The sequence below is a fragment of the Rhizobium sp. BK619 genome, from assembly GCF_014195245.1.
GTDB lineage: Bacteria > Pseudomonadota > Alphaproteobacteria > Rhizobiales > Rhizobiaceae > Rhizobium > Rhizobium acidisoli.
On sequence record NZ_JACIBH010000010.1, the window covers coordinates 116,216 to 142,578 of the forward strand.

The following is a 26,363-nucleotide window of genomic DNA, read 5'->3' on the forward strand; positions in this document are numbered from 1 at the left end:
ACCCGTCACACAAGCTTCATGTAAGCTGATTAACAGCATCGCCAGACACTGAAAACCCGAAGGAGAACAACAGTGATCTCTAACATTTCTCGACTTCTGTCGCTCTCTACTGCGATGATCGTGGCTTCGACCGCGATTGCCGCCGCCGAGCCGAGCGCTGAATTGATCGCCGCCGCCAAGAAGGAAGGCACCCTGACCACGATCGCTCTTCCGCATGACTGGTGCGGTTACGGCGACGTCATTGCCGGCTTCAAGGCCAAGTATGGCCTCGAAGTCAACGAACTGAACCCGGACGCAGGTTCGGGCGACGAAGTCGAAGCCATCAAGGCCAACAAGGGCAACACCGGCCCGCAGGCTCCTGACGTCATCGACGTCGGCCTCTCCTTCGGTCCGTCCGCCAAGAAGGACGGCCTGATCCAGCCTTACAAGGTTTCCACCTGGGATTCGATCCCGGACACGGCCAAGGATGCCGAAGGCTTCTGGTACGGCGACTATTACGGCGTTCTCTCGTTCCTCGTGAACAAGGACCTCGTCAAGGAATCGCCGGCCGACTGGACCGACCTGAAGAAGAGCGACTACGCAAACACCGTCGCGCTTGCAGGCGATCCGCGCACGGCCAACCAGGCCGTCCAGGGCGTCTATGCCGCTGGTCTTTCCGCATCAGGCGGTGACGCGGCCAAGGCAGGCGAAGAAGGCTTGAAGTTCTTTGCCGAACTCAACAAGGCTGGCAACTTCGTGCCCGTCGTCGGCAAGGCTGCTCCCTTCGCGCAGGGCTCGACGCCGATCATCGTCGCCTGGGACTACAACGCCCTGTCCTGGGGCCAGAGCCTCAAGGGCAATCCTCCGTTCGAGGTTGTCGTTCCGAAGACGGGCGTCGTTGCCGGTGTCTACGTCCAGGCGATTTCGGCCTTCGCTCCGCACCCGAACGCTGCCAAGCTCTGGATGGAATACCTCTATTCCGACGAAGGTCAGCTCGGCTGGCTGAAGGGCTATTGCCACCCGATCCGCTTCAACGATCTTGCCAAGAACAACAAGATCCCGAAGGATCTCCTCGACAAGCTGCCGCCGGCAGCAGCTTATGAAAAGGCTGTTTTCCCGACGCTCGAAGAGCAGGCCGCCGGCAAGGAAACCATCACCAAGAACTGGGATTCCGTGGTTGGCGCCAGCGTCAAGTAACTTCTGATCCTGCCTCCCCGCCGCAATGGCGGGGAGGTTTTCTCACTCCGACGCCCCAGGATGAGCTTTTCCATGAGCACCGTCTCAACGCCTATGGTCAGCAGCGCCCCCTTGATCAACAGAGATCGCGTGATCGACTGGCTGGGCATTGCACCCTTCATTATCTTCTCGCTGCTGTTTCTGATCATCCCGACGCTTTATCTCGTGGCCGGCGCGTTCCTGACACCCGAGGGCAGTTTTACGCTGAAGAATATCGGCGATCTTTTTACGCCGTCGATCATGAGCGCTTATTGGATCAGTATCCGCGTCTCGGTCGCCTCGGCTCTGGGCGGCGCGTTGATCGGCTTTTTCCTCGCCTGGGCCGTGGTGCTCGGCGGCCTGCCGAACTCGGTGCGCTCGACGCTTCTGACCTTCTCCGGCGTCGCCTCCAATTTCGCCGGCGTGCCGCTCGCCTTCGCCTTTCTGGCAACGCTCGGCCGCACCGGCCTCGTGACGGTCTTCCTGCGGGAATGGTTCGACTTCAACCTTTACAGCACCGGCTTCAATCTGCTGTCCTTCCTCGGCCTCACCATCACCTATATGTATTTCCAGATCCCGCTGATGGTGCTGATCCTGACGCCGGCCCTTGACGGCATGAAGAAGGAATGGCGTGAAGCCTCGCAAATCCTCGGCGCCACCAACCGCCAGTACTGGACGATGGTCGCGCTGCCGATCCTCTGGCCGAGCCTGCTCGGCACGACCCTGCTGCTCTTCGCCAACGCCTTCGGCGCCATCGCCACCGCCTTCGCGCTGACCGGCAGTTCGCTGAACATCGTGCCGATCCTGCTCTACGCGCAGATCCGCGGCGACGTTCTGCACAATGCCAACCTCGGTTACGCCATCGCGCTCGGAATGATCGTGATCACCGGCGTCTCCAATGTCCTTTACCTCATGCTGCGCATGCGCGCCGAACGGTGGCAGAAATGAAAGCGCAACGTCTCGGAGCCTGGATCGCCATCATCCTGGGCGCGTCCTATTTCATCATTCCGCTAATCGGCACCATTGAATTTTCGCTGCGCATGCGCCGCGGTGAATACAGTCTCGATGCCTATCAGTCGGTCTTCTCGGACGCCCAGTTCCGCGAGACCTTCGGCTACTCCATGATGATGGCGCTTCTGACCATTGTCTTCGGCATGCTGCTCGTCGTGCCGACGGCCTACTGGGTGCGGCTGCGGCTGCCGCAGATGCGCCCGGTCGTCGAATTCATCACGCTGCTGCCGCTCGTCATTCCGGCAATCGTCATCGTCTTCGGTTATCTCAGGATGTACAACTCGTCGTCCTATCTGCCGCTGACGGGTTCGACGACCGGCACCAACATTCTGCTGGTCTTCTCCTACATCACGCTGTCGCTGCCCTACATGTACCGCGCCGTCGACACCGCCATGCGCGCCATCGACGTCCGCACCCTCACGGAAGCGGCCGAGAGCCTCGGCGCCCGCTGGACGACCATCATGTTCAGGTGCATTTTCCCCAACGTCATGAGTGGCGTGCTGTCGGGTGCCTTCATCACGCTGGCGATCGTCATGGGCGAATTCACCTTCGCCGCCCTGCTCAACCGTCCTGCCTTCGGCCCCTACCTGCAGCTCGTCGGTGCCAACAAGGCTTACGAGCCTTCGGCGCTTGCCGTCATCGCCTTCTCGATCACCTGGCTCAGCATGGGCCTGCTCAACCTCGTTTCCCGCTTCGGCAAAGCCCGCCCGGCAAAGGCTTAAGGTATTCGGCTCATGTCCTTTCTCACATTGAACAATATTCAGAAATCCTTCGGCCCGGTCCAGGTCGTCAAGAACTTCAACATGAACATCGAGAAGGGCGAATTCGTCTCCTTCCTCGGACCGTCGGGCTGCGGCAAGACAACCGTTCTGCGCATGATCGCCGGCTTCGAAACGCCGACCGGCGGCACGCTGACCATCAACGGCAAGGACCAGAGCGCACTGAAGCCGAACCAGCGCAATATCGGCATGGTCTTCCAGGCCTACGCGCTGTTTCCGAACATGACGGTGCACGACAATGTCGCCTTCGGCCTGAAGGTCGCCGGCGCCCCCAAGCCCGAAATTGACGCCCGCGTCAAGGAAATGCTCGGCTTGATCAAACTCGATCACCTGGCCGACCGCTTCCCCTACCAATTGTCGGGTGGCCAGCAGCAGCGTGTAGCCCTTGCTCGAGCGCTTGCCGTCAAGCCGCAGGTGCTGCTGCTCGACGAGCCGCTCTCCGCACTCGACGCCAAGATCCGCGTCTCGCTGCGCGAGGAAATCCGCCAGATCCAGCAGCAGCTCGGCATCACCACGGTTTTCGTCACCCACGACCAGGAAGAGGCGCTGTCGATCTCCGACCGCATCGTTGTCATGAATGCCGGCAAGGCCGACCAGATCGGTTCGCCCTTCGAGATCTACAACACGCCGGCAACACGCTTTGTCGCCTCCTTCGTCGGCACGCTCAACCTGATCGAGGCCAAGGTCGTCGATCCCGACGCCAACCGCATCCAGATCGGCGATCAGGCCATCACGCTGAAGCAGTCGGTCGCAGCCCACAAGGCCGGCGAGACCATCTCGCTGGCGCTGCGCCCGGAAGCAGGCTCGCTCTCCGACAGCGTCAGAAGCGATACTGCGCTCACCGGTCAGGTCGTCTCGGCCCACTTCCTGGGGTCGGTCATCCGCACCCGCATGAATGTCGGCGGCAACGTCATTTCCTTTGACATGTTCAACAGCCCCGGCGTCACCCCGCCGCAGGCCGGCGAAACGGTGACGCTGCGTTTCATGGCGGCCGATCTGCTGGTTATCCGCGACTGAGCTTGACGAACCACCCATGCAAAAGGCGCCGCAAAAAACGGCGCCTTTTTCGTTGCTTAGCGGTATAGTCGCCTCTTTAAAGGTCCATCGGCCAGGTGTCGGAGAGGCGGTAGCCGGCCTGGAACGGATCGGCCGGATCGACCATGAGCTGCTTCGTGCCGATGACCCATGCGCGACCCGAGATAATCGGGATGATGCCGGGCTTGCCGTTGATGTCGACTTCGCTATCGATGCTGCAGTGAAATTCCGTGTCCAGCAGCGATGTGCCGACGAACTTTTCGCCTGCCTTCATCTGGCCCTTGGCGTGGAGCACGGCCATGCGAGCCGAGCATCCGGTGCCGCAGGGGGAACGGTCTATTTTGCCCGGACGGATGGCGACCGCATTCTTACCCCAGAACACGCCATCCCTCATCTCGACCGGATCGGTGATCTGGCAGAAGGAGATATGGCCCCAATCATTGGCGGGGTGCTTGAAGCCGAGCTGCTCATTGGCGGCTTCGGTGATCTTGACGCCCATGCGGGCGATATCGCGGGCGTGGTCCGGTCGAAGGCTGAGCCCTATGGACGCCGCATCGACGATGACGAAACTGTCCCCGCCGTAGGCCGTGTCGACCGTGACCGTGCCGATACCTTCTACCTCAATCCTGGCATCGAGCTTGTCGGCAAAGGACGGGACGTTGCGGACGCGGATGCGTTCGGCCTTGCCGTTGCGGCACTCGGCCTCGACCTCGATCAGGCCGCCTGGCGGCTCGAGGATCATGCGCGTGACTGGCTCTTGCATCGGGATGATGCCGGTATCGAGCAGCACGGTCGACACGCACATGGAGTTTGAACCCGACATTGGAGGAGTATCGGCCGGCTCCATGATGATCCAGCCCATCTGCGCCTTGGGGTTTTTCGGCGGGACAAGCAGGTTGACATGGCGGAACACGCCGCCGCGGGGTTCGTTCAGCACGAAATTTCGAAGCGTCTCATCCTCGGCAATCCACCGAGACTGCTCCCAGACCGTAGCGCCCGGAGGCGGCGCGACGCCGCCAACGATGACGTCGCCGACCTCACCTTCGGCATGGCAGCTGACGATATGCACGATCTTGGAGGTACGCATTTGATGTTCCCCGCGCTTATTTTTCGAGACTTGAGCACTTCCAGCAAAGGCGTGCAGCAGTTTTACGGCCGGAACCGCATGAAAATCTCGTGAAGAAGGCCTCTTCAGTTCTAGTTAGAATAACGTATACGATCTACGATATAGAAGTCAAGCATGACCTCCCGGGCGGAGCGATGTGGCACAAAAAAGGAGGGCTGCGACCGAGCCCTCCTTTGAATTTTGCATGTTTTCCGAAAATCGATCCCGGTGTCGCCTATGCTCGGATGGCCTGGTCGTCCACATCGAAGCGGTGCACACGCGCCTGATCCGGCGTCGCATAAACGATCTCGTCTGGCTCGTACTGATGTTCGCCAAACAGACGCGCCGTCAGCAGGCCGCATTGATCAGATTCCAGATAGATGATCGTGTCGGCGCCGAGATGCTCGACATGCACGACCTTCGCCGCCCAGGCCCCCTGCTCGCGCGACAGCGTCATGTGTTCGGGACGCACGCCGATCGTCTTGGCGCTGTGATCGCCGACCTTTTCGGCCGCGATGAAATTCATCTGCGGCGAGCCGATGAAGCCGGCGACGAAGACATTGGCCGGGCGATTGTAAAGTTCCATCGGCGAGCCGATCTGTTCGATCGCGCCGGCATTCAGCACGACGATCTTGTCAGCAAGCGTCATCGCCTCGACCTGGTCGTGGGTGACATAGATCATCGTTGCCTTCAGGCTGCGGTGCAGCCGAGCGATCTCGAGGCGGGTCTGCACACGCAGCGCCGCATCGAGGTTCGACAGCGGCTCGTCGAACAGGAAGAGTTCCGGTTCGCGCACGATGGCGCGGCCGATTGCAACGCGCTGGCGCTGGCCGCCTGATAGTTCGGCCGGCCGCCGCGCCAGATAGGGGGCAAGCGACAGCATGCCGGATGCCTTGCCGACTCGGCTGTCGATCTCGTCCTTGGGTGTGCCGGCCTGCTTGAGGCCGAGCCCCATATTGTCCTTGACCGTCAGGTGCGGATAGAGCGCATAGGACTGGAAGACCATGGCGATGCCGCGTTTGGCCGGCGGCGTCAGCGTCTCGTCGCGGCCATTGATGACGATGGCGCCCGACGTGACGTCCTCGAGGCCGGCAATGCTGCGCAACAGCGTCGACTTCCCGCAGCCCGATGGCCCGACGAAGATGACGAATTCGCCATCCCTCACCTCGAGGTCGATGCCCTTCAGCACCTCATGCGTGCCATAGGTCTTGCGGATGGATTTGAGTTGAAGTGATCCCACTGATTTTTCCTTACAATCTGACCGGCTGGCCGGTGCGCACGCTCTCGTCGGCGGCAAGGCAGATGCGCAGCGATGCCACGGCATCCGCCATATGGCGATCGAGGTCGAGATCCTCGCGGATCGCCCTCAGCATGAAAGCCTGTTCCAGGTCGCAGAGCGCCTGATGACCGGGCTCGCCCGTCATCCGCATGTCCTGGTCGGGCCGAATGAACTTGCCGTCCGGGCCGGTCTCGGCCGTGTGCAGACGGATGACCGAGGTCTTGGTGTGGGTGTCGATATCGTCCGACTTGGCGTTCGGATCCATGACAATCGACACCGCGCCCTTCGGCGACATGACGTCCTTCACGAAGAAGGCGGTTTCCGAGATCATCGGACCCCAGCCGGCCTCGTACCAGCCGACCGAACCATCCTCGAATAGCACCTGCAGCTGGCCGTAATTATACATGTCGGCGGCAATCTCGTCGGACAGCCGCAGCCCCATGCCGCGCACCTCGACCGCCCTGGCGTCGGTGATCTGGCACATGACGTCGACATAATGCACGCCGCAATCGACGATCGGCGAGGTGGTTTGCATCAGCGACTTGTGCGTCGCCCAGGTCGGGCCGCTGGACTGCTGATTGAGGTTCATGCGGAAGACGTAAGGCGGACCGAGCTTGCGTGCTTCTTCGATCAGCTTCGTCCATGACGGGTGATGGCGAAGGATATAGCCGATCACCAGCTTGCGGCCTGCCTTCTTCGCCGCAGCGACGACCCGTTCGGCGTCGGCGACGGTTGTCGCCAGCGGCTTTTCGACGAAGACGTCGCAGCCGGCCTCGAAGGCGGCGACGGTATAATCGGCATGGCTGTCGGAATAGGTGTTGATCGAGCAGAGGTCCGGCTTCAGCTCGGCGAGTGCCGTCAGGAAATCGGGATGGATCGTATAGGCCTGCAGCTCGGGCTCCAGCTTCGGCGTCGAGCGGTTGACGAGACCGACGATCTCGAAGCCTGGATTGTCGTGATAGGCGAGCGCATGGCTGCGGCCCATGTTGCCGAGGCCGGCAACGAGGACGCGGATGGGTTTCTCGGGGCTCACTTGACGGCTCCTGACGTAATGCCGCGGATCAGCTGCCGCGAGAAGATGACGTAGAGGACGAGGATCGGCAGGATCGCCAGCGACAGCGCCGCCAGCACCGCATTCCAGTTGGTGACGAACTGGCCGATGAAGATCTGCGAGCCGAGTGTCACGGTCTTCGTGGCCTCGGAGGGCGCCAGGATCAACGGGAACCAGAGATCGTTCCAGATCGGGATCATCGTGAAGACGGCGACCGTCGCCATGGCGGGGCGCACCAGCGGCAGCACGAGGCGGAAGAAGATCGCATATTCGGAAAGCCCGTCGATGCGCCCGGCATTCTTGAGATCGTCCGAAACCGTGCGCATGAATTCCGACAGGATGAAGATTGCCAGCGGTATGCCCTGCGCGGTGTAGACGAGGACCAGCGCCGTCAGCGTATTGACGAGGCCTGCCGCCACCATGCCCTGTAGGATTGCCACCGTACCGAGACGGATCGGGATCATGATGCCGATCGCCATATAGAGCCCGAGCAGCGTATTGCCGCGGAAACGGTATTCCGAGAGCGCAAAAGCCGCCATGGCGCCGAAGAGCAGCACCAGCAGGATCGAGACGATCGTCACGATGAAGCTGTTCTGGAAATAGGTGGCGAAATCCCCCTGCCCCAACACCGTCTGATAGCCGACCAGACTGAAGGTCGACGGCGTCGGCACCATCAGCGGCTCGCGGAAGATCGAGGCCCGATCCTTGAACGAGTTGACGACGGTCAGGAAAACCGGAAACAGCGCGACCAGCGTATAGGCGCCAAGCGCCAGATGCATGAGGCCGGTGCGGATCGGAGATGTGCGTGCCTTGGACATGCGCGCTCCTCAGAACTGGTAGCGACGCATGCGCCGCTGGATGACGAAAAGATAAAGCGAGACGCCGGCCAGAATGATGAGGAACATCACCGTTGCGATCGTCGCGCCCATCGAGCGGTCGCCGAGCTGAAGCTGGAAACCGAAGAAGGTGCGGTAGAGCAGCGTGCCGAGAATATCGGTCGACATGTCGGGTCCGGCGAGCGCGCCCTGCACCGTGTAGATCAGGTCGAAAGCGTTGAAATTGCCGACGAAGGTCAGAATCGAGATGATGCCGATCGCCGGCAGGATGAGCGGCAGCTTGATCTTCCAGAACTGCGCCCAGCCGGTGATGCCGTCGCATTCGGCCGCCTCGATCACCTCTTCGGGGATGCTGAGCAAGGCGGCATAGATCAGCATCATCGGAATGCCGATATATTGCCAGTTGGAGATCAGCGACACGGCGATCAGCGCCGAGCCGGGCTTGCCGAGCCAGGGCGCGAACAGGAATTTCAAGCCGATGAGATCGAGCATCCAGGGCGCCACGCCCCAGATCGGCGAAAGGATCAGTTTCCAGATGAAGCCGACGATGACGAAGGAGAGCAGCGTCGGCAGGAAGATCGCCGTGCGGTAGAAGGCGACACCGCGCAGCTTCGGTACCGAAAGCAGGGCGGCAAGCGCCACGCCGATCGGGTTCTGCACGCACATGTGGATGGCGAAGAAGATCAGGTTGTTGACGAGCGCATTCCAGAAATCATGCGCCCAGCGCGGATCGCCGAACAGCACCTGGAAATTCGCAAGTCCGACGAAGGCCGGCTGACCGTCGACGATATTGTACAGCGAAAGCCGAAGCGTTTCGATGAGCGGCAGCACCATGACGGCGGAATAGACGATCACCGCGGGCAGCATGAAGACGAAAATGTGCCAGCGCACCGGGCGCTTGATCGGGACGATATCGATCGCGTTGTCGGTTTCGCTCATGGCTTTTGCCTGTTCTTGTCGACTGGCTGCGAGGCGCAGCGCAGATGGAAAACATGCTCCCACCCTGACCCTCTACCCACCTGGGAAGAGAGGGAACGCGCCCTGATCAGATCGGGCTGGGAGGTCGCTGCGAGTCTCCTTCTCCCCGCTCGCGGGGAGAAGGTGGCCGGCAGGCCGGATGAGGGGCCGCAAACGCCGCCCCTCCTCACATCACTTGGCCGGCTTGTACCAGCTGTCGAGGCCCTTCTGCAGCTTCTCGGCAGCGACCTTCGGCGTATCCGTGCCGTTGATCACGTTGGCCGACTCGACCCAGGTCTCGTTTTCAAGGTTCGGCGTGCCGCGCGACAGGATCTGGTAGGTCGAGCGCACGGTCGACTTGTACGGGCCGCGCCAGGAAACGAATTCCTGAGCAAGCGGATCGGACATCTTGACCGGGTTGGAGTTCAGGCTGAAGAAGCCCGGCAGGGAGTTGGCGTAAATGTCGGCGAACTCGGGCGAAGCGACCCAGCTGAGGAACTTCTTGGCTTCCTCGGCATGCTTGCTCTTGGCATTCAGGGCGACGCCGATATCCGGATGGTCGGAGATGTAACCCTGGTCGCTGGCCTTCGGAACCGGCGGCGGGAAGGCGCCCATTTTGAACTGCGCCTGCGTGTTGAAGAGCGCGATTTCCCAGGAACCGGCCGGATAGATGGCGGCGCGTCCGAGGGTGAAGAGGTTCTGACTGTCCGAATAGGTCTGGGCTTCGAAACCGTCGCCGAGATAGGGCTTCCACTTGGCAAGCTCTTCATAGGGCTTGACCCAGTCGGCATCGGTCAGCTTCTGCTTGCCGGCGATCAGGGCGTCGCGGCCATCCTCGCCCTTCCAGTAATTCGGGCCGATGTTCTGGTAGCCCATGGTTGCGGCTTCCCAGAGGTCCTTCGTGCCCATGGCGAGCGGGATATAGGTGCCGTCGGCCTTGATCTTGTCGAGCGCTGCGTAGAATTCGTCCTGCGTCTTCGGCACGGAGATGCCGAGCTTGTCGAAGGCATCCTTGTTGTAGATGAAACCGTGGATGACCGAAGCCATCGGCACGCAGAAGGTCGACTTGCCGTCGTCGGTCGACCAGGCGGCCTTGGCGACCGGCGAGAAGTTCTCCATACCGGGCAGGCTGGTGATGTCGACGAGTTGCTTCTTGTTGAAGAGTTCGAGCGAGGCGTCGAACGGACGGCAGGTGATGATATCGCCCGCGGAGCCGGCATCGAGCTTGGCGTTCAGCGACGCGTTGTATTCGGTCGGCGCGGTCGGCGAGAAGACGATCTTGATGCCCGGGTTCTTGGCTTCGAAAGCCGGGATGATCTTCTCCTGCCAAATCTGCAGGTCGTCGTTACGCCAGCTTTCCACAGTCAGCGTGACGTCGGCGGCATGGACGAGACCTGCCGATGTCAGCAGGCTGGAGGCAAGCAGGAAGCTTTTCAGAGTAGTGTTTTTCATTTCCCTCTCCTGTTTTCAGGCGCCGAAAGGCGCCGTTTTCGATCTGAAACAAGCGGTTGGCGTGCTTGAGGAAACACCCAACGCCCCTTGAGGGCCGCCAGCGACTGCCGGCCCCGAAAGCTCGACGGACACGAAGGCGGATCGCCTGCGGCCGGACTGCGCCTTGCCCATGACCTGCATCGAGCACGGCAAGAATTGACGGAAAAAGCCGATGGATGCTGAGCTTCACCACCAGCCTGACAGGCGGCGGGTCGTTCTCTCGATCATCCTCGAAGCAGTTCCGGCTTGGCTTTGCTGCCGGTTTTCGTGGGCTTCGATGTGCTGTTCCCTTTTGCCAAATTAATGCCAAAAAAATACCAATTGTCCAGCCGAATTTAACTTTTCGGTCGCCAAAAATTCGTTAAAAAATTTTAATCAATAAAATCAACATGATAAAAAGATTGATTTTCTCCATCATTCCCACTTGGTAAATGGTATTTTTTTGGTATTGTATTTAAAAACATAGGGAACGGCGTTTCGGAGGCCCGATGACGGAGTTTGCAATCGGCATAGACGGCGGTGGAACGAGCTGCCGGGCCGCGGTCGCGGACAGACACGGCAATGTCATCGGCCGTGGCAAAGCAGGTCCGGCCAATATCCTGTCCGATCTGGAAAACTCTCTTCTCAACATCGTCGAATCTGCCCGGCAGGCGCTGATCGATGCAGGGCTTGCCGCTGAAACCATCGCCTCCGCTGCATCAGTGGTCGGCGTTGCCGGCGCCAATGTCACGGACTACGGCCAGCGCATCGAAAAGGCCCTGCCCTTTGCCGAAGGCCGCGTCGTCACCGATGCGCTGATTGCTTTGCAGGGGGCGCTCGGCGATGGCGACGGCATCGTCGGTGCCTTCGGCACCGGCTCGGTCTATAATGCCCGCAGGAACGGCCGGCTGAACGGCATCGGCGGCTGGGGCTTCATCGTCGGCGACCAGGCAAGCGGCGCCCGCCTCGGCCGCGACCTGATGGAGCAATCGCTGCTCGCCCATGACGGCGTGCGCCCGGCGTCCCCCATGACCGAAGCGATCATGGCCGAATACGGCAGCGACCCTGAAAGCATCGTCGAATTCGCGCATTCGGCAAGACCGACGGATTTTGCTCGTTATGCGCCCGTCGTCTTCGAACATGCGGCCAAGGGCGATGCCGTCGCAATCGGCATCGTCACGGATGCGGCAACGGCAATCGGCGAAAGCCTCGAAGCGCTGCTCTGGCCTGAATGCCCGTCGATCTGCCTACTCGGCGGCCTTGCAGGAGCCTATGAGCCGTGGCTTTCCGAACGCTACAGATCACAGCTTGCCAGGCCGAAGGGCGATGCCCTGCAGGGTGCGGTGGAACTTGCCGTCAAGCTCCTGCACGACGGACAGAGAGGTGCGGCATGACCGACGATCTCGCCACCCTTCTGTCCCTGGAGCGTCTGCAGGCAGCCGGCACCGGCCCGCTCTACGTCAAGCTGCGCCGCACGCTCGAAGAGGCCGTGCGCACCGGCACGCTCGGCCATGGCGATGCGCTGCCGCCGGAACGCGATATCGCCGAATTCGCCGCCGTCAGCCGCGTTACCGTCCGCAAGGCGATCGACGAACTCGTCGCCGACGGCCTGCTGGTACGCCGTCACGGTTCGGGCACCTTCGTCGCCAAACCGGTCTCCAGGGTCGAGCAGCGCCTGTCGCAGCTTACCTCCTTCACCGAGGACATGGCGCGCCGCGGCATGTCCTCCCGCTCCGAATGGCTGCACAAGGGCATCCACACCCCCTCGCCCGACGAGATGATGATTCTCGGCCTCGGCACCGACGTGAAGGTCTCCCGTCTCTCCCGCCTGCGCATCGCCGACGACCAGCCGCTGGCAATTGAGAATGCCAGCGTCTCCGGCGAGTTTCTCCCCGATCCCTCGGCCGTCACCAATTCGCTCTATGCCGAACTCGAACGCCTCCAGGTCCGCCCAGTGCGCGCCGTGCAGCGCATTTCGGCGACCAACATGAAGGAAGCCGACGCCCAGCTTCTCGGCGTCTCCGTCGGCGCCGCCGGCCTGTCGATCGAACGTATCTCCTATCTCGGCTCCGGCCGCGCCGTGGAATTCACCCGCTCACTCTATCGCGGCGACGCCTATGATTTCGTCGCCGAGCTGACGATCGGGCTAACCTGACGGCTTGAGCTTATCCAAATTATACGTATAATCCGGATATCGAAGTTTGGAATCTTATCATGGCCCGGACCACGGCTCTGGAATTTCAGCGAAAATTCGGCGCGTTTCAACATCAGGCGCAACGCGAGCCCGTCGAGATCACCCGGCATGGCCGTCGTGAATTCGTCCTCATGTCCGCCGAGCATTATGATTGGCTGAAAGCTGCCGCGCAACGGACGCACAGAACTGTCGACGCCTTGTCTGTCGTCATCGACGCGGTCGAAAGAGCGGAGATGGACGCGGCCCACACCTCTCTCGACGACTTGTTGAAATAGTCCATCATGGCGTCAATTCCCGAGCCGAAGCCCGGCCTTGTCGTGCGCTATGATTACCTGTGGTCGCGCGAAGCATCGGCGGGTCTCGATCAGGGCAAAGACAGGCCCGCCTGTCTTGTTGCGGCGAGCGATAGCCTGGCCAGTCCCCGCTATGTCGTTCTGCTGCCGATCACGCATACGCCGCCGTCCGGCGAAATCGTGGGAATAGAGATCCCACCGAAAGTGAAGCAGGCGATCGGTCTGGACGACGCCCCGAGTTGGGTCATCGTCTCCGAACACAATATTGATGAATGGCCGAATGGCGGGCTTTCACCCGTGCCGGGCAGCGAGGGAATGTTCGCCTACGGCTTCATTCCGCCTGGGCTTTTCGCAACGATCAAGGGGAAATTTCTCGATCTTGCCAAGGCAAGGAAAAGCGATTCCGTCCGCCGCTGATGCCTATTGCCCGAAAGCGACCGGGGCTGCGGCGCAATCACTCTCCATCCGTTGAATCGATCTCTCAGCACGCCGCCTTAAGCGACCGAGAAGACTCGGCAAATCATGCCGCGTCTTCGATCTCCTCGCTGGTCTTGCGCGGCACGTAGTTGAGCACCGGCCCGAGCCAGCGTTCGACTTCGGAAACCTCCATGCCCTTGCGCTTGGCATAGTCTTCCACCTGATCGCGCTCCACCTTGGCGACGCCGAAATAATAGGAGTCGGGGTGGCCGATATAGAGGCCGGAGACCGAGGAGCCCGGCCACATCGCATAGCTCTCCGTCAGCTTCACGCCCGCCGCCTTTTCCGCGTCGAGCAGCTTGAAGAGCGTTGCCTTTTCCGTGTGGTCGGGCTGGGCGGGATAACCGGGCGCAGGCCGGATGCCGGCATAGGCTTCGGTGATCAGATCCTCATTGCTGAGCGTCTCGTCTTTTGCATAGCCCCAATATTCACGCCGCACCTGCTCGTGCATGCGCTCGGCAAAGGCTTCGGCAAAGCGGTCGGCCAGCGCCTTGACGAGGATCGAGGAATAATCGTCGTTAGCGCGTTCGAAACGCTCAGCGATGGCGATTTCCTCGATACCGGCCGTCACCACGAAGCCGCCGACATAATCCTGCACACCGCTTGTAACAGGCGCGACGAAATCGGAGAGCGCCACGTTTGCCCGCCCGTCCCGCTTCGAAAGCTGCTGGCGCAGCGTATAGAAGGTGGCAAGCTCTTGGCTGCGGCTCTCATCGGTAAACAGGCGGATATCGTCGCCGACGGCGCCGGCCGGCCAGAAGCCGATGACGGCGCGCGGACGGAACCACTTTTCGTCGATGATCTTCTTGAGCATCGACTGCGCATCGGCCCAGAGGGCACGCGCCGCCTCGCCCTGCTTCTCGTCCTCGAGAATGGCGGGGTAACGGCCGCGCAGTTCCCAGGTCTGGAAGAACGGCGTCCAGTCGATATATCTGGCAAGCTCGGCCAGATCGTAATCCTCGAACACCCGCGTGCCGAAGAATTCCGGCTTCGTCGGCTGGTAGGCCGACCAGTCGACCTTATGCGCATTTTCGCGGGCTCGCGGCAATGGCAGGCGCACCTTCTCGGCCTCGCTGCGCGCATGAGCGGCCGCCACCTTGGCATACTCGGCCCTTGTATCGTCGACATAGCCCTGGCGCGTTTCCGGCGACAGCAGCGCCGAGACGACGCCGACGGCGCGGCTCGCATCGGTGACGTAGATCGCCTGTCCCTTGTTATAGCCGGGATGGATCTTCACCGCCGTATGCACACGGCTGGTCGTCGCCCCGCCGATCAAAAGCGGGATGTCGAAACCCTGCCGCTCCATCTCGGCCGCAACATGCACCATCTCGTCGAGCGACGGCGTGATCAGGCCGGAAAGGCCGATGACGTCGACCTTTTCGGCGATTGCCGTGTCGAGAATCTTCGTCGCCGGCACCATGACGCCGAGGTCGACGATTTCGTAATTGTTGCAGGCCAGTACGACGCCGACGATGTTCTTGCCGATATCGTGCACGTCGCCTTTAACCGTCGCCATCAGGATTTTGCCGGCCGAGCGACGTTCTTCGCCGCCGTTCAGGCGCTTTTCCTCTTCCATGTAGGGCAGCAGCACGGCGACCGCCTGCTTCATGACGCGCGCTGACTTGACCACTTGCGGCAGGAACATCTTGCCCGAGCCGAACAGATCGCCGACGACGTTCATGCCGGCCATCAGCGGCCCTTCGATCACGTGCAGCGGTCGGGCGGCCTGCTGGCGCGCCTCCTCGGTATCGGCTTCGATATATTCGGTGATGCCGTTGACCAGCGCATGTTCGAGACGCTTCTCGACGCTCCATTCGCGCCAGGAGAGATCCTGGACCCGGCCTTCCCTGGCGCCGGCGCCACGAAAACGCTCGGCCACTTCGAGCAGCCGCTCGGTGCCGTCGGGACGGCGGTTCAGCACCACGTCTTCGCAGGCCTCGCGCAGTTCCGGATCGATATTGTCATAGACGGCGAGCTGGCCGGCATTGACGATGCCCATGTCCATGCCCGCCTGGATGGCGTGGTAGAGGAACACGGCGTGCATCGCCTCGCGCACCGGCTCGTTGCCGCGGAACGAGAAGGACAGGTTGGAGACGCCGCCCGAAATATGCACCAGCGGCATGCGCTCGCGGATCGTCCGCGTCGCCTCGATGAAATCGACGCCGTAATTATTGTGCTCTTCGATGCCGGTCGCGACCGCGAAGATGTTCGGGTCGAAGATGATATCTTCAGGCGGGAAGCCGATCTTTTCGGTCAGAAGCTTATAGGCGCGGGTGCAGATTTCCACCTTGCGCTCGTAGCTGTCGGCCTGCCCCGTCTCGTCGAAAGCCATGACGACGACGGCGGCGCCGTAATTGTGCAGCAGCCGCGCCTGGGCGAGGAAATTCTCCTCGCCTTCCTTCAGCGAGATCGAGTTGACGATCGGCTTGCCCTGGACGCGCTTCAGGCCGGATTCGATGATCGAGAATTTCGAACTGTCGATCATGACAGGCACACGGGCGATATCGGGCTCGGCAGCGATCAGGTTGAGAAACTCGACCATCGCCTTTTCGGAATCGATCAGGCCCTCGTCCATATTGATGTCGATCACCTGCGCGCCGTTCTCGACCTGGTCGCGAGCGACATCGAGTGCTGCGGTGTAGTCGTGATTGGTGATCAGCTTGCGGAACTTCGCCGAGCCGGTGACGTTGGTGCGCTCGCCGACGTTGACGAAGGGAATGTCCTTGGTGAGCTCGAAGGGTTCGAGGCCGGACAGCGACATGAAGGGGCGGTGCTCGGGGAGCGGCCGCGGCTTATACTTGGCGACGGTCTCGGCGATCGCTCTTATGTGTTCAGGCGTCGAGCCGCAGCAGCCGCCGACGATGTTGACCAGGCCTTCGCGGGCGAAGCTGTCGATCTGCGCCGCCATCAGTTCCGGCGTTTCGTCATACTGGCCGAATTCGTTCGGCAGGCCGGCATTCGGATAGGCGCAGATGAAGGTGTCGGCGACACCCGAAAGCTCCTGCAGGTGCGGGCGCATCGCATTGGCGCCGAGGGCGCAGTTCAGCCCGATCGTGAAGGGATTGGCGTGGCGCACCGAATTCCAGAAGGCCGACGGCGTCTGGCCGGAGAGCGTGCGGCCGGAAAGGTCGGTGATCGTGCCGGAGATCATCACCGGCAGGCGCACGCCCTTGGCCTCGAAGCGCTCCTCGCAAGCGAAGATCGCTGCCTTGGCGTTCAGCGTGTCGAAGATCGTCTCGATCAGGATGATGTCGGCGCCGCCGTCGATCAGACCGTCGATCTGTTCGCCATAGGCCGAACGCAGGTCGTCGAAGGTTACGGCGCGGAAGCCGGGATTGTTGACATCCGGCGAGATCGAGGCGGTGCGGTTGGTCGGGCCGATGGCGCCGGCGACGAAACGGCGGCGGCCGTCGTCGCGCTCGGCGCGCTGGGCTGCCCGGCGGACGATCTCGGCGCCTTCCTTGTTGAGGTCGTAGACCGCCCCTTCCATCTCGTAATCGGCCTGCGCGATGCGGGTCGAGGAGAAGGTGTTGGTCTCGAGAATATCGGCGCCGGCCTTGGCGTATTTGTAATGGATTTCTTCGATCGCATCCGGCTGGGTGAGGATCAGAAGGTCGTTATTGCCCTTCTGGTGGCAGGCGCAGCCGATGAAACGGCTGCCGCGGAACTGGTCTTCGTCATAGCCCAGCCCCTGGATCTGCGTGCCCATGGCGCCGTCGAGGACGAGGATGCGTTCGCTCGCGGCTTTGCGCAGCGCTGCGAAAACTTCGTTGCCGTCACGTTTGCCCGTTTCCGGACCAAAGAGAGTATCGAACACGGGAGGGCTCCTTGACGTCGTAAGACCAGACAGTCCAAATCACATAAAGATATCTTTATGTCAATATATGCCTATCGATTTCGTGCTTTGCAAGTCTCAGCGGATGACAGGCTTGAACGGCCTCTATATAGGCAATTGACACGCATTGCGCACGAAATCGGAGGAGTATCATGGCACCCCTGCTTGGAAACTGGACGAGCCGCGCCTATCACCGCGACTGGCTGCTTACCCAGGCGAATGGCCTCTTCGATTTCTTCCAGCACAATTCGGTCAATCCCAAGGGCGGCTTCTACGATCTCGACGATAGCGGCAAGCCGCTTGACGCCGAAGGCCAGATCCGCAGCATCCATATCGCCGCGCGCGCCGTGCATTGTTTCGCAATCGGCGCGCTGCTCGGCCGCCCGGGCGCGGCCGATCTCGTCGACCACGGCATGGATTATCTCTGGAACCATCATCGCGACCGGAAAAACGGCGGCTATTTCTGGTCGCTAAACAATAACAGTCCGGTCGACAGCAACAAGCAGGGTTATGGCCACGCTTTCGTGCTGCTGGCCGCCTCATCCGCCAAGACGATCGGCCATCCGCTGGCCGACGGCATGCTTGCCGACATCACCGAGGTCCTGAACCAGAAATTCTGGGAGCCGCGCCACGGCGCCATCGCCGAGGAATTCACCGCCGACTGGCAGCCGCTCGACGGCGGCGCCTATCGCGGCCAGAACTCCAACATGCATCTGACCGAAGCGCTGATGGCCGCCTTCGAAGCAACCGGCGACCGGGACTACCTGACCAAGGCCGAAAGCATCGCCGACCTCGTCATCCGGCGCGCGGCCGGTTCGGTCGACTGGCGCGTCGCCGAGCATTTCGACGCCGAATGGAAGCTCGACAAGCAATATTATCATCCGAACGAAATGTTCCGCCCGGCCGGCACGACGCCCGGCCATTGGCTGGAATGGACCCGCCTCATCCTGCAGCTCTGGGCACTCGGCGGCAAACGCATCGAGTGGATGCCGGACGCGGCCAAGGCCCTCTTCGAGCAATCCATGGCGCTCGGCTGGGACACTGACAAGGGCGGTTTTTTCTATACGCTCGATTGGGACGACACGCCCGCCAAGCGCAACAAACTTTGGTGGCCGGCCTGCGAGGGTGCCGCCGCCGCCCATTTTCTCAACGAGCATCTGCCGAGCGATTATCACGAAGAATGCTACCGCAAGATCTGGAACGTGATCGAACGCGCCTTCATCGACCACCGGAACGGCGGCTGGCATGAGGAACTGACGGAGGATCTCGTTCCCGCCCATTCGCTCTTCCCCGGCAAGGGCGATATATACCACGCCCTGCAGGCCTGCCTGATCCCGCTCTTCCCGGCAACCGGCAGCCTGACCAAGGGCATTACCGAGGCCGGCGGCAGGCTCTGAGGTTCAGTACCCCGCGCCCGCCGACGCAGCAAACGGCCCGCTCAGAGCGGCGGGTCGAGCCGCAGCGTGTCCAGATCCTTTGCGAGCATCAGCGCCAGGGCTTCGACCGCGAGATTGTGGTCGTCGCGCTGCGGCAGCCCGGAGACGGTGACCGCGCCGATACAGCCGGTGCCCTTGACGTTGATCGGGAAGCTGCCGCCATGCGGCGCATAATCGGCGCCGGAAAGCCCGTTATCCTCGACCGTCTTGCCGTCCTTGCTGAGCTTCAGGCCGGAGGCATAGCTGCTGCGGAAATAGCGCAGCACCATGTTGCGCTTACGGCGGACCCAATTGACGTTATCGGGCGTGACGCCCGGCAGTGCGGCATAGAAGACCGGCATCGAATGCAGGGTCACATCGATCGCGATGCCGAGGCCGCGTTCGGTGGCAAGTTCCTGCAGGAGTTTGCCGAGCTGCCATGCCGTCGTCAGGTCGAAGGCGTCGAAGCTCAGGGCCTTCTCCTGCTCTGCGATCCGGCTGAGATCCTGTTCGATTGTCATGGCCAAGCACTCCTCTGCCGTAATGATCCGCTGCGACCATTCTTGCGGGGAGTAAAAAAGTAAAGCAAAAACTTGGATCTACCCGAGGCCTCAGAGTTTCGGCGTCAGCATCTCGAAGCGGTCGCGTGTTGTGGCGCAGGTATCGCCGCCGAGCCGCGCAATGGCATCGACGGCGGCCGGATCGACATGCAGCCGTTCCGGATCGACGACGCCGTCCTGATAATGCGCATAGACGATCTCGCCCATGACGATCTGCCGCGAGCGCCCGAGTTCCAGCGTCACATGCCGCCGGCATTCGAAGGCGGCCGGCGCCTCGGCAATCCAGGGAGAAGCCACCTTCGCGCCGGGCATTGCCGTCAATCCAGCCTCCTTCAATTCGTCGACACCGCTGGGATAACGGGCGCCGCAGATATGCATCGCCTCGGCGATGGCGAAAGAGACGATGTTGACCGTGAAGACCTCGGTCATGCGGATATTGTGGCCGGTGTCCTTGAACGACATGTCGGCATGGTTTTCGACCCCGATCGCCAGGATCGGCGGGTCGGCCGAGAGGCAGTTGAAGAAGCTGAAGGGGGCGGCGTTGATCCGTCCCTGTTCGTCGACCGTCGTCACCAGCGCGATCGGCCGCGGAATGATCGTGCCGATCATCAGCTTATAGCGCTCGCGCTCGCTGAGCTCTTTGAAGTCGAATGAAATGGCCATGGCTCAGCCGAGCTTGCCGGCCGGCGAAAAGGCGCTCATCGCGCCGGTAAAGGCTTTCGGCAGCGGCGAGGCATAGGAGCCGCGCTTGCTGGTGGAAAGCCCAAGCGACACCAGCGCCTCGGCCTGCTTGACGGCGGCGGAGACACCATCGATGACGGGCACGCCATAGATTGCTTGCAATTCCCTCGCCAGATCCGTCATGCCGGCACAGCCGAGCACGATCGCCTCGGCGCCGTCTTCGGCAAGCGCCCGTTCGATCTCGGCCCTGAGCTTGCCGATCGCGCCCGAGGCCGGATCTTCGAGCTCCAGCACCGGGATATCGGAGGCGCGCACCCTGGCGCGCTCGCCCATGCCGTAGCGGCGCACCAGATTGTCGATCAGCACCCGCGACCGCTCAAGCGTCGTCACCACGGTGAAACGCTGCGCCAGGAAACCCGCCGTTGCGACTGCGGATTCGCAGAGCCCGAGGATCGGCACGTCGGCGAAGCTGCGTGCCGCCTCCAGCCCGGTATCGTCGAAGCAGGCGATGACGGCCGCGTCATAACCCGCCGTTTGCCGCTCCTTCAGTTCGGAAAGCAGGCCGGGGATCGCCAGTGCCCCGTCGTAGTGACCCTCGATGGAGACAGGCCCCATGCTGGATGTGGCGGCGATGATTTCCGTGCCGGAAGCGGCCACCGCACGCGCGGCGATGGCGGCCTTCTCGGTCATGGAGGCCGTGGTATTGGGATTGACGATGAGGATGCGCATGATGTCAGTTGATCTTTGCCTGCCGCCGGCTGAGCATCGTCATGATGGCGAGCGCGACGAGAATGATGGTGAAGGAAAACAATGTCGTCACCGTGCCGAGCGCATAGAGCACCGGCGTCGTGACGTTGGTCGTCATGCCGTAGATTTCGAGCGGCAGCGTATTGTAAGTGCCCGACGTCATCAACGTGCGGGCGAATTCGTCATAAGACAGCGTGAAGCCGAACAGGCCGACGCCGATCAGGCTCGGCGCGATCATCGGCAGAACGACATGGCGGAACGTCTGCCAGGCGGAGGCGCCGAGATCGCGCGCTGCCTCTTCATAGGCCGGCGAGAAGCGGTTGAAGACGGCAAACATGATCAGCACGCCGAAGGGCAGCGTCCAGGTGAGATGCGCACCGAAGGCCGAGGAATACCAGGCGGGCTTCAACCCGCCCTCCTGGAAGACGACGCCGATGCCGAGCGAGACGATGATCGACGGCACGACGAGACTGGCGACCGTCGCATAGAACAGCACGGTCGAACCACGGAAACGGCGGCGGAAGGCAAGGCCGGCAAGCAGCGACACGGTGACGGTCACGACCATCACCATCAGCCCGAGGATGAAGGACCGGCGGAAAGAGGCACCGAAATCGCCGACCGCCTGCTTTTCGAACAGGTTGAAGAACCAATGGGTGGAGACGCCATTCATCGGGAAAGTCAGGCCGCCGTCCGGCCCCTGAAAGGAGAGGATCAGCACCGCCGACAGCGGACCGTAGAGGAACAGCACGAAGACGGCGAAGAAGATCGCCAGCAGATAGAATTCGAGGCCGCGTTTTTCGTGGTTCATCTCAAAGCTCCTTGCGGATGTCGACGACGCGCAGGATCGCCGCGACCATCAGCAGCACGACGGCCAGCAACACCACGGCGTTGGCGGCCGCCGCCGGATATTGCAGCAGCGACATCTGGTTCTTCATCATCAGCGCCACCGAGGCGCTCTGGCCGCCGGACATCACCTGCACCGTCGAAAAATCCGCCATGACGAGGGTGACGACGAAGATCGTGCCGATCGCCATGCCGGGTTTTGCCAGCGGAATGACGACATTCCACAGCACCTGCCAGCCCGACGCGCCGGCATCGCGCGCCGCTTCGAACAGCGACCGGTCGATGCGCATCAGCGTGTTGAAGATCGGCGTCACCATGAACAGCGTATAGAGATGCACCATGGCCAGCACGACGGCGAAATCGGAATAGAGCAGCCATTCGATCGGCTGCGGAATGATGCCCATCTCGATCAGCGTCGAATTGACCAGCCCGTTGCGCCCCAGCACCGGGATCCACGAGATCATGCGGATGATGTTCGAGGTCATGAACGGCACGGTGCAGACGAGAAAGAGAATCATCTGCGTCGAGGTCTTGCGGATGTGGAAGGCCAGGAAATAGGCGACCCAGAAACCGATAACGAGCGTCAATGACCAGACGATCGCGGTGAATTTCAGCGTGTTGAGATAGGTCTTCCACGTCACCCACGAACCGAGCGTATCGGTGTAATTCATGGTGAGGAAATCGGGATAGAGGCCGGCGAAATCATAATCCCAAAAGCTGACGACCGCGATCATGGCGATCGGCAGCAGGAAGAAAAAGCCGAGAATGGCGATCAGCGGCGTCGCCTGGAGATAGGAGATGGTTGAGGGGGAGAGGCGGAAGGCGCGGCTGCCACGGCTGTCCTCTTCCGTTTCTGCTGCGATGGTTGCCATGTCAGGTTCTCCGTTCTGATTACGTCAGGTTGGACGAAGGCGCGTGCCGCCCCCTCATCCGCCTGCCGGCACCTTCTCCCCGCTGGGGAGAAGAGGAATCGCGGCAGCGCCTGGGCGACCGCGAACCTCGATTTTCTTCACGCGACCCCAGCCGCGAACTCCCGCTTCTCCCCAGCGGGGAGAAGGTGCCCGAAGGGCGGATGAGGGGGCGGAGCGGAGCGACGTCTTGAGCGTCGGCGAAAGACAGTGCTTCTCCACCCCCTCGACGATCAGGCAGCGATGAACTCGTTCCAACGACGGACCATGTAGCGGTCTTCGTCCATCACCGAGTTCCAGCAGGCGACGGCGCCCATGCGGGCTTCGAAGGAGCCGCCGTCACGCACGGCGCCAGCCTTCTCCATCACCTTGCCCTCGGGCGACAGGATATCGCCCTGCGCCGGCTTGCCTTCGATCCAGTAGCCCCATTCATCGGCCGACATGAATTCCTTGGCGGTGTCCATGGCAGCAGAATAGTAGCCCTGGCGGTTGAGGTAGCCGCCGACCCAGCCCGATGTGTACCAGTTGATGTACTCGTAAGCCGCGTCGAGCTCGGCGCCCTTCAGATGCGCGGCAAGGCCGAGACCGCCGCCCCAGGCGCGGTAGCCTTCCTTGAGCGGCTGGAAGGTGCAGGCGATGCCCTTGGAGCGGACGGCCGCGACGGCCGGCGACCACATGGACTGGATGACGACTTCGCCCGAGGCCATCAGGTTGACCGACTCGTCGAACGACTTCCAGAAGGCGCGGAACTGGCCGTCGCCCTTGGTCTTGATCAGGAATTCGATCGTCTTGTCGATCTCTTCCTTGGTCATGTTGCCCTTGTCGGCATATTTGATCTTGCCGGCGGCCTCCATGATCATCGCAGCATCCATGATGCCGATCGACGGAATGTTGAGGATCGCCGTCTTGCCCTTGAAGGCCGGATCGAGAATATCAGCCCAGCTGGTGATCGGGCGGCCGGTGAGATCGGGGCGGATGCCGAGCGTGTCGGCGTTATAGATGGTCGGAACCATCGTCATCCACTGCGTCGGCTCCTTGGCGAACTTCTTGGAGCCTTGCGCCTCGACGAAGCCGACGGTGTGCGGCGCCGTGCCCTGGGCGATGACGCTGTCTGCCTTCAGCTTGCCGTTGATGAACAGCGGCACGATCTTGTCGTAATATTTCAGCTTCTTGACGTCCATCGGCTGCAGAACGCCCGTCGGGAACACCTTCTTAGCGATCCAGTATTCGATATCGGCAATGTCGTAGCTGTCGGGCTGAGTGACGGCGCGCTGGGCTGCAGCGTCGGAATCGGTCGCGGTCATCTCCAGTGTGATGCCGAGATCGGCTTTGCACTTCTCGGCGATGGCATTGATGTTGGAAACCCCGGTGCCGAACTGGCGAAGCGTGATGTTGGTCTGCGCCCAGATGGTGGGAAAGCCGGTAATGGCGCCGGAGCCGGCGATGGCGCCGACGGCGGCAGCACCCGTCTTCAGCAGCGTGCGGCGGGAAAGACCCTTCGCAGCCTTGGTCGATGTCGTTTCAGTCGTCATGTCAGTTCCCCTTTTTGTTGATGCGGAAGGATGGTTGGCAATGATTCATGCGGATGAGCGGCCGAGGAGCACGGCGTCGTCGAGCGTCCAGCTGAGCGAGACGGCGTCGCCGACGGCGACCGGCCCGGCGAAATAATCGCTATCGTCTGATATGACGGTGAAGTCGTCGCTGCCGGCCCCGTGTACGGTGATCTTCACCGAAGAGCCGCGATATTCGACATTGGAGACGATGGCGTTGAAGCCGAGCGTCCATTCGGACGCCACCTGCAGGCGCACGCGGTCGGTGCGGATGCCGATATCGACCGGTTGGCCGACCTCCCTGCCCGCCCCGCGCACGGAAAAGCTCTGTCCCTCCGGCACGGTCATGACGATCACGCCATTTTCGCTTGAGGTCACCCGGCCGGTGAGCACGTTGTGGTCGCCCATGAAGCGGGCGACGAAAGCGGTCGCCGGCTTTTCGAATACTTCGCGGGGCGCGGCCGCCTGCTCGATCCGGCCGTCATTCATGATGACCATGATATCGGCAAGCGCCATCGCCTCTTCCTGGCTGTGGGTGACATGCACGAAGGTGATGCCGAGCGACTTCTGCAACTTCTTGAGTTCGGCGCGCATGCGGATCTTCAGGAACGGATCGAGCGCCGACAGCGGCTCGTCGAGCAGCAGCGCCTCCGGATCGGTGATCAGCGCGCGCGCCAGCGCCACGCGCTGCTGCTGGCCACCGGAAAGCTGGGCCGGGCGCCTGATAGCATAGGGCTCCATCTGCATCAGCTTCAGCATGTCGAGCGCCTTGGCCCGCCGCTCCGCCTTGTCGACGCCCTTCATCTTCAGGCTGAAGGCGACATTGTCGATGAGGTCGAGATGCGGAAACAGCGCATAGGACTGGAACATCATCGCAGTACCGCGCCGAGCCGGCGGAAAATCGGTGACGACTGTATTCCCGAGCCGGATATCGCCCGACGAGATGCTCTCATGGCCGGCGATCATGCGCAACGTCGAGGTCTTGCCGCAGCCCGACGGGCCGAGGAAGCAGCAATAGGAGCCGGCCGGAATCTTCAGGCTGATCGCCTGTACCGCGGTCGTCGCCCCATAGACCTTCGAAACGGATACTATATCGATCTCTGCCGCTTTCGACATCATGCCTTCCTCTGTTTGGAAAAGACGATGCACTTGCCGTGCCAATTCGCTGAAGACTTCTCAACCCATTGTGAATCATGGGTTTTCACTGCCAGCCATCCGATCGAGATAAATTATGAGCAAAACGACACCTGCACAGGATTTAGGCTATCGTCCTCAATTTATGCAGATGATCGTATACAATTTGCTCGACGCTTCGAGCACAAATTCCGTTTAACTTTTGGCGGGAAGCCGGATATGGTTTGCCCATCATCAGGAAATCGATTTTCATGAAATCCGCTGCCAAGGCCATGCAGGCCGAAGACTCCGCCGAAACAAGCACACAACTGATCCGTGATTCTATTCGCGAAGCAATCGTCGAGCGCAGGCTTTCGCCCGGCACCAAGCTCTCCGAAAAAGATGTCGGCAATCTCTTCAGCGTCAGCCGCACGCTTGCCCGCGCGGCCCTGCAGGCACTCTCCTATGAAGGCCTCGTCAGCGTCGAGAAGAATCGCGGCGCCTTTGTCGCCTACCCCTCGCCCGACGAGGCCCGGCAGATCTTTGCCGCCCGCCGCCTGGTCGAGCCCGGCATATTGCGGGAGGCAGCAGTGCGGATCACGCCTGGTGACATCAGCCAGCTGAAACAGCTTCTGCTGGAGGAAGGCCGCCTGATGAGTGAGCGCGGCCAGACGGCGCGGCGCGCCGAAATCAAGGCGTCGGGCGATTTTCATCTGAGGCTGGCGGAGATCTCCGGAAATGCGATCATGCAGCGCTTCATGGAAGAACTGGTCGCCCGCTCGTCGCTGGTCATTGCCCTTTACGGCCAGTCCACCGCATCGAGCTGCGGCCATTCCGAACATGGCGAGATCATCACGGCGATCGAAAATAACGAGCTCGACCGCGCCTGCCAACTGATGTTGCACCACATCACCCATATCGAGACCGATCTCGACCTGCGCGAACGCAAGAGCCTCGGCCTCAAGGAAGCCTTCGAGCTTTAGGAACGCCCTTTAGGCGTCGGCATACGAAGACGCCGGAGCGCGGCCTC

At 61.6% G+C, this 26,363-nt stretch carries 24 protein-coding genes; 10 read left to right on the top strand and 14 right to left on the bottom strand.

Annotation, left to right across the window (positions count from 1 at the left end; translation table 11 throughout):
* The first annotated feature begins 72 nt into the window (after window positions 1-72).
* From FHX14_RS19845 to FHX14_RS19860, 4 genes are all read left to right on the top strand, one after another.
* The gene (locus FHX14_RS19845; protein WP_003593298.1) at window positions 73-1,176 is read left to right on the top strand and encodes an ABC transporter substrate-binding protein; all 1,104 of its coding nucleotides are present in this window, start codon (window positions 73-75) and stop codon (window positions 1,174-1,176) included.
* 72 nt (window positions 1,177-1,248) lie between these two features.
* Window positions 1,249-2,142, top strand: a complete 894-nt coding sequence (locus tag FHX14_RS19850; protein WP_012558402.1) for an ABC transporter permease subunit — start codon at window positions 1,249-1,251, stop codon at window positions 2,140-2,142.
* Window positions 2,139-2,927: an ABC transporter permease gene (locus tag FHX14_RS19855; RefSeq protein WP_003593296.1), complete on the top strand. Its 789-nt coding sequence runs from the start codon at window positions 2,139-2,141 to the stop codon at window positions 2,925-2,927. Before FHX14_RS19850 ends, FHX14_RS19855 begins: the two co-directional genes overlap by 4 nt.
* Before the next feature lie 12 nt (window positions 2,928-2,939).
* Window positions 2,940-4,001 carry an ABC transporter ATP-binding protein gene (locus tag FHX14_RS19860; protein ID WP_003593295.1) on the top strand — a complete coding sequence of 354 codons (1,062 nt, stop codon included), beginning with the start codon at window positions 2,940-2,942 and terminating at the stop codon, window positions 3,999-4,001.
* A gap of 76 nt (window positions 4,002-4,077) precedes the next feature.
* Here FHX14_RS19860 and FHX14_RS19865 read toward each other — a convergent pair whose 3' ends face one another.
* The 6 genes from FHX14_RS19865 to FHX14_RS19890 all read right to left on the bottom strand — a co-directional run bounded on the left by FHX14_RS19865 (window position 4,078) and on the right by FHX14_RS19890 (window position 10,699).
* Window positions 4,078-5,106, bottom strand: a complete 1,029-nt coding sequence (locus FHX14_RS19865; RefSeq protein WP_184378260.1) for a proline racemase family protein — start codon at window positions 5,104-5,106, stop codon at window positions 4,078-4,080.
* Between the two features lie 253 nt (window positions 5,107-5,359).
* Window positions 5,360-6,364 carry an ABC transporter ATP-binding protein gene (locus FHX14_RS19870; protein ID WP_184378262.1) on the bottom strand — a complete coding sequence of 335 codons (1,005 nt, stop codon included), beginning with the start codon at window positions 6,362-6,364 and terminating at the stop codon, window positions 5,360-5,362.
* 10 nt (window positions 6,365-6,374) lie between these two features.
* Window positions 6,375-7,436 carry a Gfo/Idh/MocA family oxidoreductase gene (locus tag FHX14_RS19875; RefSeq protein WP_184378264.1) on the bottom strand — a complete coding sequence of 354 codons (1,062 nt, stop codon included), beginning with the start codon at window positions 7,434-7,436 and terminating at the stop codon, window positions 6,375-6,377.
* Window positions 7,433-8,272 carry a carbohydrate ABC transporter permease gene (locus tag FHX14_RS19880; protein WP_003593286.1) on the bottom strand — a complete coding sequence of 280 codons (840 nt, stop codon included), beginning with the start codon at window positions 8,270-8,272 and terminating at the stop codon, window positions 7,433-7,435. Before FHX14_RS19880 ends, FHX14_RS19875 begins: the two co-directional genes overlap by 4 nt.
* Window positions 8,273-8,281: 9 nt before the next feature.
* Complete coding sequence (locus tag FHX14_RS19885; protein ID WP_183696618.1) at window positions 8,282-9,229, bottom strand: sugar ABC transporter permease; 948 nt, start codon at window positions 9,227-9,229, stop codon at window positions 8,282-8,284.
* Window positions 9,230-9,439: 210 nt separating this feature from the next.
* Window positions 9,440-10,699: an ABC transporter substrate-binding protein gene (locus FHX14_RS19890; protein ID WP_184378266.1), complete on the bottom strand. Its 1,260-nt coding sequence runs from the start codon at window positions 10,697-10,699 to the stop codon at window positions 9,440-9,442.
* Window positions 10,700-11,226: 527 nt separating this feature from the next.
* Between FHX14_RS19890 and FHX14_RS19895 the strand changes: the two genes are divergently transcribed.
* Genes FHX14_RS19895 through FHX14_RS19910 form a run of 4 tightly spaced genes read left to right on the top strand, consistent with a single transcriptional unit; the run spans window position 11,227 to window position 13,621 of the window.
* On the top strand, window positions 11,227-12,111 hold the full coding sequence (locus FHX14_RS19895) for an N-acetylglucosamine kinase (RefSeq protein WP_184378268.1): 885 nt from the start codon (window positions 11,227-11,229) through the stop codon (window positions 12,109-12,111).
* Window positions 12,108-12,872, top strand: coding sequence for a GntR family transcriptional regulator (locus tag FHX14_RS19900; RefSeq protein ID WP_003593278.1), 765 nt, complete (start codon window positions 12,108-12,110; stop codon window positions 12,870-12,872). Before FHX14_RS19895 ends, FHX14_RS19900 begins: the two co-directional genes overlap by 4 nt.
* 59 nt (window positions 12,873-12,931) lie before the next feature.
* Complete coding sequence (locus FHX14_RS19905; RefSeq protein WP_184378270.1) at window positions 12,932-13,186, top strand: type II toxin-antitoxin system prevent-host-death family antitoxin; 255 nt, start codon at window positions 12,932-12,934, stop codon at window positions 13,184-13,186.
* A 6-nt stretch (window positions 13,187-13,192) separates the two neighbouring features.
* Window positions 13,193-13,621 carry a hypothetical protein gene (locus FHX14_RS19910; protein WP_184378272.1) on the top strand — a complete coding sequence of 143 codons (429 nt, stop codon included), beginning with the start codon at window positions 13,193-13,195 and terminating at the stop codon, window positions 13,619-13,621.
* 103 nt (window positions 13,622-13,724) lie between these two features.
* Here the strand turns inward: FHX14_RS19910 and metH are convergent, their stop codons facing one another.
* Window positions 13,725-17,498: a methionine synthase gene (gene metH, locus FHX14_RS19915; protein ID WP_184378274.1), complete on the bottom strand. Its 3,774-nt coding sequence runs from the start codon at window positions 17,496-17,498 to the stop codon at window positions 13,725-13,727.
* Between the two features lie 170 nt (window positions 17,499-17,668).
* Between metH and FHX14_RS19920 the strand changes: the two genes are divergently transcribed.
* Window positions 17,669-18,913, top strand: coding sequence for an AGE family epimerase/isomerase (locus FHX14_RS19920; protein WP_184378276.1), 1,245 nt, complete (start codon window positions 17,669-17,671; stop codon window positions 18,911-18,913).
* A 41-nt stretch (window positions 18,914-18,954) separates the two neighbouring features.
* Here FHX14_RS19920 and FHX14_RS19925 read toward each other — a convergent pair whose 3' ends face one another.
* The 7 genes from FHX14_RS19925 to FHX14_RS19955 all read right to left on the bottom strand — a co-directional run bounded on the left by FHX14_RS19925 (window position 18,955) and on the right by FHX14_RS19955 (window position 25,336).
* Window positions 18,955-19,452, bottom strand: a complete 498-nt coding sequence (locus FHX14_RS19925) for a heme-degrading domain-containing protein (RefSeq protein ID WP_003593272.1) — start codon at window positions 19,450-19,452, stop codon at window positions 18,955-18,957.
* 90 nt (window positions 19,453-19,542) lie between these two features.
* The gene (locus tag FHX14_RS19930) at window positions 19,543-20,154 is read right to left on the bottom strand and encodes a flavin reductase family protein (protein WP_184378278.1); all 612 of its coding nucleotides are present in this window, start codon (window positions 20,152-20,154) and stop codon (window positions 19,543-19,545) included.
* 3 nt (window positions 20,155-20,157) lie between these two features.
* A complete protein-coding gene (locus FHX14_RS19935; RefSeq protein WP_003593268.1) occupies window positions 20,158-20,901 on the bottom strand; it encodes an aspartate/glutamate racemase family protein in 744 nt (247 codons plus the stop codon).
* A 4-nt stretch (window positions 20,902-20,905) separates the two neighbouring features.
* The gene (locus tag FHX14_RS19940; protein WP_184378280.1) at window positions 20,906-21,727 is read right to left on the bottom strand and encodes an ABC transporter permease; all 822 of its coding nucleotides are present in this window, start codon (window positions 21,725-21,727) and stop codon (window positions 20,906-20,908) included.
* Window position 21,728: 1 nt separating this feature from the next.
* Entirely contained in the window at window positions 21,729-22,634 is a 906-nt protein-coding gene (locus FHX14_RS19945) for an ABC transporter permease (protein WP_184378282.1), read from the bottom strand.
* Between the two features lie 269 nt (window positions 22,635-22,903).
* A complete protein-coding gene (locus tag FHX14_RS19950; protein WP_184378284.1) occupies window positions 22,904-24,202 on the bottom strand; it encodes a PotD/PotF family extracellular solute-binding protein in 1,299 nt (432 codons plus the stop codon).
* Between the two features lie 45 nt (window positions 24,203-24,247).
* Window positions 24,248-25,336 carry an ABC transporter ATP-binding protein gene (locus FHX14_RS19955; RefSeq protein WP_179613732.1) on the bottom strand — a complete coding sequence of 363 codons (1,089 nt, stop codon included), beginning with the start codon at window positions 25,334-25,336 and terminating at the stop codon, window positions 24,248-24,250.
* A gap of 269 nt (window positions 25,337-25,605) precedes the next feature.
* On the opposite strand from FHX14_RS19955, the gene FHX14_RS19960 reads away from it, so the two are divergent.
* Window positions 25,606-26,316: a GntR family transcriptional regulator gene (locus tag FHX14_RS19960; RefSeq protein ID WP_184378286.1), complete on the top strand. Its 711-nt coding sequence runs from the start codon at window positions 25,606-25,608 to the stop codon at window positions 26,314-26,316.
* Window positions 26,317-26,363: the final 47 nt, after the last annotated feature.

Coding starts and splice junctions, on each gene's coding strand:
- FHX14_RS19950 (WP_184378284.1), bottom strand. CDS start 24,202: ATGACGACTGAAACGACATCGACCAAGGCTGCGAAGGGTCTTTCCCGC.
- FHX14_RS19930 (WP_184378278.1), bottom strand. CDS start 20,154: ATGGCCATTTCATTCGACTTCAAAGAGCTCAGCGAGCGCGAGCGCTAT.
- FHX14_RS19940 (WP_184378280.1), bottom strand. CDS start 21,727: ATGAACCACGAAAAACGCGGCCTCGAATTCTATCTGCTGGCGATCTTC.
- FHX14_RS19945 (WP_184378282.1), bottom strand. CDS start 22,634: ATGGCAACCATCGCAGCAGAAACGGAAGAGGACAGCCGTGGCAGCCGC.
- FHX14_RS19905 (WP_184378270.1), top strand. CDS start 12,932: ATGGCCCGGACCACGGCTCTGGAATTTCAGCGAAAATTCGGCGCGTTT.
- FHX14_RS19860 (WP_003593295.1), top strand. CDS start 2,940: ATGTCCTTTCTCACATTGAACAATATTCAGAAATCCTTCGGCCCGGTC.
- FHX14_RS19920 (WP_184378276.1), top strand. CDS start 17,669: ATGGCACCCCTGCTTGGAAACTGGACGAGCCGCGCCTATCACCGCGAC.
- FHX14_RS19925 (WP_003593272.1), bottom strand. CDS start 19,452: ATGACAATCGAACAGGATCTCAGCCGGATCGCAGAGCAGGAGAAGGCC.
- FHX14_RS19890 (WP_184378266.1), bottom strand. CDS start 10,699: ATGAAAAACACTACTCTGAAAAGCTTCCTGCTTGCCTCCAGCCTGCTG.
- FHX14_RS19865 (WP_184378260.1), bottom strand. CDS start 5,106: ATGCGTACCTCCAAGATCGTGCATATCGTCAGCTGCCATGCCGAAGGT.
- FHX14_RS19955 (WP_179613732.1), bottom strand. CDS start 25,336: ATGTCGAAAGCGGCAGAGATCGATATAGTATCCGTTTCGAAGGTCTAT.
- FHX14_RS19895 (WP_184378268.1), top strand. CDS start 11,227: ATGACGGAGTTTGCAATCGGCATAGACGGCGGTGGAACGAGCTGCCGG.
- FHX14_RS19880 (WP_003593286.1), bottom strand. CDS start 8,272: ATGTCCAAGGCACGCACATCTCCGATCCGCACCGGCCTCATGCATCTG.
- FHX14_RS19960 (WP_184378286.1), top strand. CDS start 25,606: ATGAAATCCGCTGCCAAGGCCATGCAGGCCGAAGACTCCGCCGAAACA.
- FHX14_RS19910 (WP_184378272.1), top strand. CDS start 13,193: ATGGCGTCAATTCCCGAGCCGAAGCCCGGCCTTGTCGTGCGCTATGAT.
- FHX14_RS19885 (WP_183696618.1), bottom strand. CDS start 9,229: ATGAGCGAAACCGACAACGCGATCGATATCGTCCCGATCAAGCGCCCG.
- FHX14_RS19855 (WP_003593296.1), top strand. CDS start 2,139: ATGAAAGCGCAACGTCTCGGAGCCTGGATCGCCATCATCCTGGGCGCG.
- FHX14_RS19900 (WP_003593278.1), top strand. CDS start 12,108: ATGACCGACGATCTCGCCACCCTTCTGTCCCTGGAGCGTCTGCAGGCA.
- FHX14_RS19850 (WP_012558402.1), top strand. CDS start 1,249: ATGAGCACCGTCTCAACGCCTATGGTCAGCAGCGCCCCCTTGATCAAC.
- FHX14_RS19935 (WP_003593268.1), bottom strand. CDS start 20,901: ATGCGCATCCTCATCGTCAATCCCAATACCACGGCCTCCATGACCGAG.